The sequence below is a fragment of the Brevundimonas sp. genome (assembly GCF_031082345.1).
GTDB lineage: Bacteria > Pseudomonadota > Alphaproteobacteria > Caulobacterales > Caulobacteraceae > Brevundimonas.
In genome coordinates, this window is record NZ_JAVHLH010000224.1 from 1 (window position 1) to 4590 (window position 4590).

Here is a 4590-nt window from a genome sequence, read left to right on the forward strand (position 1 = left end):
CCCGAACGCGAGCCGCCCGGCGGATTGCTGCGGGTGCCCCCGCCGCGGGGCTTGAACCCGCCAGGCGCGGCGTCGGGCCGCGAGGACGATCCCTCGCGCGGCTTGAACGGACGTTTCGGGCGATCGCCGTCCGCGGCCGGCTTGCCGGCGAATGAACGCTCGCCCCGCGGCTTGTCGATGAATTGATCCGCGCGCGGCTTGAAGGTCCGCTTCGGCCGGTCGCCGTCGGCCGTCGCCTCGCCCTCCGGTCGGGCGCGCGGGGTGAAATTCTTCTTCGGATGCTCGAATTTCGGCGCGGCCTTGGCCCAGCCCGGCTTCTTCTGCGGCCGGGACGCGCGCTCGGCCGCCGCGTCGGCGGCGGCCCCGGCGGCCCGGACCCGGCTCGGCTTGCGCGACGGATCCGAGATGGCCGAGCCCGAAGCGCCCTTCCGGATCGGGGCCGAGGTGCGCCGCCCCGGGATCGGCGCCGGCGTCTCCACCGTATTGCCGGTGGGCAGGTTCTCGGGCCGGATATGCTGGGCCAGAAGCTCGCGGATCACCCGCGGCCCGACCTCCTCGACCGATCCGACCGGCAGGGTGCCCAGCTGGAACGGACCGTAGGCCAGGCGGATCAGCCGGTTCACCGTCAGGCCGAGATGCTCCAGCACCTTGCGGACCTCGCGGTTCTTGCCCTCGGTGATGGAGACGCTGATCCACAGATTGGCGGGCGCGTTGCCTTCGCTCTCCTTCGCCTTGTCCAGCGTCGCCTCGATCGGGCCGTAGCGGACGCCGTCGACCGTCACCCCGTCCTTCAGCGTGTCCAGCTGCAGCTGGCTGACCCGGCCCCGCGCCCGGGCCCGGTACTGGCGCACCAGTTCGGTCTGCGGCAGCTCCAGCGCCCGGCTCAGCTCGCCGTCGTTGGTCAGCAGCAGCAGGCCCTCGGTGTTCAGGTCCAGCCGTCCAACCGAGATCACCCGCGGCAGGCCGCTGGGCAGGGCGTCGAACACGGTCGGCCGCCCGGCCGGGTCGGTGTGCGAGGTCAGCAGGCCGGCGGGCTTGTGATAGCGCCACACCCGCGTCGCCTGGGCCGAGCCGATCGGCTTGCCGTCGACGGTGATGACGTCGTCGCGCGTCACCAGGGTCGCCGGCGTGTCGAGGATCTTGCCGTTCACCGCCACCTTGCCGAGGCCGATCAGCCGCTCGACCTCGCGCCGCGAGGCGATGCCCGCCCGGGCCATGGCCTTGGCGATGCGCTCGCTGCGCTTCGGACCCTCGTCGGCCTTGGCTCCCGGCTTGCCGTCCTTGCTGAACGGCTTGCCGCCGGGTTTGCCGCCCGGCTTGCCGAAGGATTTGCCGCCCTTGGGCGGGCCCCGGTCGTCGGCGCCCTCGGCGCGTTTGACGTAGGGTTTGCGGGGGCCGTCGCGGTCGCCGTCTTGACGCGGGCGCGGCTTCTTGTCGTTGTCTCGGGGATGGCTGGCCATGATGAGCGGTTCATGCACATGGCCTTGGCCTGTGCGCAAGCGGCGGCGGACGCGGGCGAGACTCCCGTCGGCTGCGTGATCGTCGACGAATCGACCGGCGAGGTGGTTGCCGAGGGCCGGAACGGGCCGATCGGCGCGCACGATCCCACGGCCCACGCCGAGATCATCGCCCTGCGCGCGGCGGCCGCGAAGCGCGAAAACTACCGTCTCACCGGCCTGACCCTCTATGTGACGCTCGAGCCCTGCGCCATGTGCGCCGGGGCCATCAGCCACGCCCGCATCGGCCGCGTCGTCTGGGGCGCCGACGATCCGAAGGGCGGGGCTGTGATTCACGGCCCGCGCTTTTTCGACCAGCCGACCTGCCACTGGCGGCCGCAGACGACCGGCGGCGTGCTGGCCGATCAGGGGGGCGACCTGCTTCGCGCCTTCTTCCGCGCCCGCCGCAAAGGAACGGCCGCTTGACCGGCGCGTTCAAGGCTCCACCCGTATTGCAAGGCTTGTCTGTATGCGTTTGACGCCCGCCGCCGTCGCGGCCGCCCTACTCCTGACCGCCTGCGGCGGCCCGGATCCCGCTGACGGTCCCAGCGACGGCGAAGCCGTCCGCGAGCGGGCCGAGACAGCCCAGACCGCCAAGCGCCGCACCGGGGCCGAGGTTCAGCAGCGCGTCCTCAACCGCGTCATCCGCACCGTCTATCTGTGCGACAACGGCGAGCGCCTGTCGGTCGATTTCGACAATCCCCGCGGCATGGCCACGGTGCGCAACTCCAACGGCGAGGCCGTGGACCTGTTTCAGGAACGGGCGACCTCCGGCCTGTGGTACCGCGCCTCCGGCTATGAGCTGCGCGGTGAAGGCGTCATGGCCCGCTGGACGGGCGACGGCCGCGAACCGACAAACTGTCGGGCGATCGACTAGAAGGCGGCCAGCCGCGCATCCAGGCGGCCGCGCACGTCCGGCCAGTCCTCGTCGAGGATAGCGAACTGGGCCGTGTCGCGGACGCGGCCTTTCCAGGTGATCTTGTGCTTGCGCAGGACGCCCTCGTCCCTCGCGCCGAGCTTGCGGATCGCCGCCTGGCTCCCCGGGTTGATCGCATCCGTGATGATCTCGACCCGCACCGCGCCCGCGTTGAAGGCGTGCTCCAGCAACAGCCGCTTTGTCGCCGGATTGACGGGGCCGCCCCGCGCCTCCGGTCGGTAGAAAGTCGACCCGATCTCGCAGCGCCGGTAGGCGGGCTTGATCTCATACAGGCTCGTCGTGCCGACGACGACGCCGTCGGACAGCCGCCGGACAGCGTAGGGGATGCGGCTGCCCTCGGCCATCGCCGCCAGCGCCGACCGCCACCAGCCGTCAAAATGCTCGCCATAGGCCGCGCCGACCATGATGTCCCAGGCGTCCTGGTCGCAGTCGAGCGCCGCCCGCACCTCCGCCTCAAGCCCCGCCTCGAACGGTTCGAGGCGGACGAACCGGTTCGCCAGGGGTTCGACCTCCAGGATCATCGGCTGACCGCTCATACGGCTCCCTCCACGGCGAGAAACGAGGTGATGGAGGCGGGATCGACGTCCCTGGCCACGAAGGCGTCCCCCACCCCCCGGGCCAGAATCAGGGTCAGCCGGCCGCCCTCGGCCTTCTTGTCGCCCGCCATCCGCTTCAACAGGGCCGCGCCCCGGAACGTCCCCGCCTGCCGCAACCGGGTCGGCAGCCCCGCCGCCGCCAGCACGGTCTCGACCCGCTCCGCCTCGACGGCCGGGCACAGGCCGGTCGCCGCGGAAAACCGGAACGCCAGCGCACAGCCCAGGGCCACCGCCTCCCCATGCGTCAATTTCGTCTCGTCGAAGCCCAGTTCCGCCTCGATGGCGTGGCCGAAGGTGTGACCGAGGTTGAGCAGGGCGCGGCGACCCGCCTCCTTCTCGTCCTCGCCGACGATGGCGCTCTTGATCTCGACCGAGCGCACCACGGCCCGCTCCAGCGCCGCCGGATCGCCGGTCGCGCCCGTCGCGCCCTCGCCCGCCAGCCAGTCGAAGAAGGCGGCGTCGCAGATCAGCCCGTGCTTCAGCACCTCGGCCCAGCCCGAACGCAGTTGCCGCTCCGGCAGGGTCGCCAGCACGTCGATGTCGGCCAGCACCAGTCGCGGCTGATGGAAGGCCCCGACCAGATTCTTGCCGTGCGGCGTGTCGATCGCGGTCTTGCCGCCGACCGAGGAATCGACCTGGGCCAACAAGGTCGTCGGAACCTGGACGAAATCGATGCCGCGCATGTAGAGCGCCGCCGCCAGACCGGCCAGATCGCCGACCACGCCGCCGCCCAGCGCCACCACCACATCCGTGCGGTCCAACTGGAAGGCCAGCATCCGGTCGATCACCCGCTCCAGCTCCGCGAAGGATTTGGACCCTTCGCCCGGCGGGACGGTCAGGAGACGACCGGGCGCCCCCGCCGCCTTCAGCGAGGCCAGCGCCGCCTTGCCGTGCAGGCCGGCCACGGTCTCGTCGGTGATGACCACGGTCCGACCCCGCGCCAGCGGCGCCAAGCGCGCGCCCAGCTCGGCCAGAAGGCCGCGGCCGACGACGACCTCATAGGGCCGGAAGGCTCCGCCCGAGACGGGCACGGTCGTGGTCACGTCTTCAGCTCCGGCTCATGGGCGGCGAGGTGGGCCTCCAGCGCCTCGACGATCGCCTCGACCGCCTGCGCATGCGCCCCGCCGGCCACGTCGACGATCAGGTCGGCGGTGGCGTAGACCGGGTAGCGCACCTCGGCCATGGCCCTCAGCGCCGCCAGCGGGTCGCGTCCGCGCAGCAGGGGCCGGGTGTCGCGCCGCTGCACCCGCTGCGCCACCGTCTCCAGATCGGCCCGCATCCACACCGTCACGGCGCGATCCTTCAGCAAGGCCCGGGTCTCCGGATTGAGAATGGCCCCGCCGCCCGTGGCCAGCACCAGTCTCGGCCCTTCCAGCAGCCGTTTCATCACCCGCGCCTCGCCGGCCCGGAACTCGGATTCGCCCAGTTCGGCGAAGATGTCTGACACGGTCATCGCCGCCGCCGCCTCGATCTCGATGTCGCCGTCGGCGAACGGCAGGTTCAGCCGCCTGGCCAGCCGCCGCCCCACCGTCGATTTCCCCACCCCCATCAAACCGACCAG

6 protein-coding genes are annotated in these 4590 nt (G+C 71.8%); 2 read left to right on the top strand and 4 right to left on the bottom strand.

Going from position 1 to position 4590, the window contains the following annotated elements:
* Positions 1–1478, bottom strand: a 1478-nt coding sequence (locus RDU12_RS12655) for a pseudouridine synthase (protein ID WP_308684919.1), incomplete at its 3' end; no start/stop codon positions are given.
* On the opposite strand from RDU12_RS12655, the gene tadA reads away from it, so the two are divergent.
* Together tadA and RDU12_RS12665 are read left to right on the top strand one after the other, a co-directional pair.
* The gene (gene tadA / locus RDU12_RS12660) at positions 1449–1922 is read left to right on the top strand and encodes a tRNA adenosine(34) deaminase TadA (RefSeq protein WP_300291661.1); all 474 of its coding nucleotides are present in this window, start codon (positions 1449–1451) and stop codon (positions 1920–1922) included. The genes RDU12_RS12655 and tadA overlap by 30 nt on opposite strands.
* Before the next feature lie 43 nt (positions 1923–1965).
* Positions 1966–2373, top strand: a complete 408-nt coding sequence (locus RDU12_RS12665) for an MliC family protein (RefSeq protein WP_300291663.1) — start codon at positions 1966–1968, stop codon at positions 2371–2373.
* Here the strand turns inward: RDU12_RS12665 and RDU12_RS12670 are convergent.
* The 3 genes from RDU12_RS12670 to RDU12_RS12680 form a co-directional block, all read right to left on the bottom strand.
* Positions 2370–2969 (bottom strand): GNAT family N-acetyltransferase, encoded by a 600-nt coding sequence (locus tag RDU12_RS12670; RefSeq protein WP_300291666.1) that lies wholly within the window; start codon positions 2967–2969, stop codon positions 2370–2372. The two genes, RDU12_RS12665 and RDU12_RS12670, sit on opposite strands and share 4 nt — an antisense overlap.
* Positions 2966–4072: a 3-dehydroquinate synthase gene (gene aroB, locus RDU12_RS12675; protein WP_300291668.1), complete on the bottom strand. Its 1107-nt coding sequence runs from the start codon at positions 4070–4072 to the stop codon at positions 2966–2968. Before aroB ends, RDU12_RS12670 begins: the two co-directional genes overlap by 4 nt.
* On the bottom strand, positions 4069–4590 hold a 522-nt coding region (locus RDU12_RS12680; RefSeq protein WP_308684923.1), incomplete at its 5' end, for a shikimate kinase. The genes RDU12_RS12680 and aroB, both read right to left, overlap by 4 nt.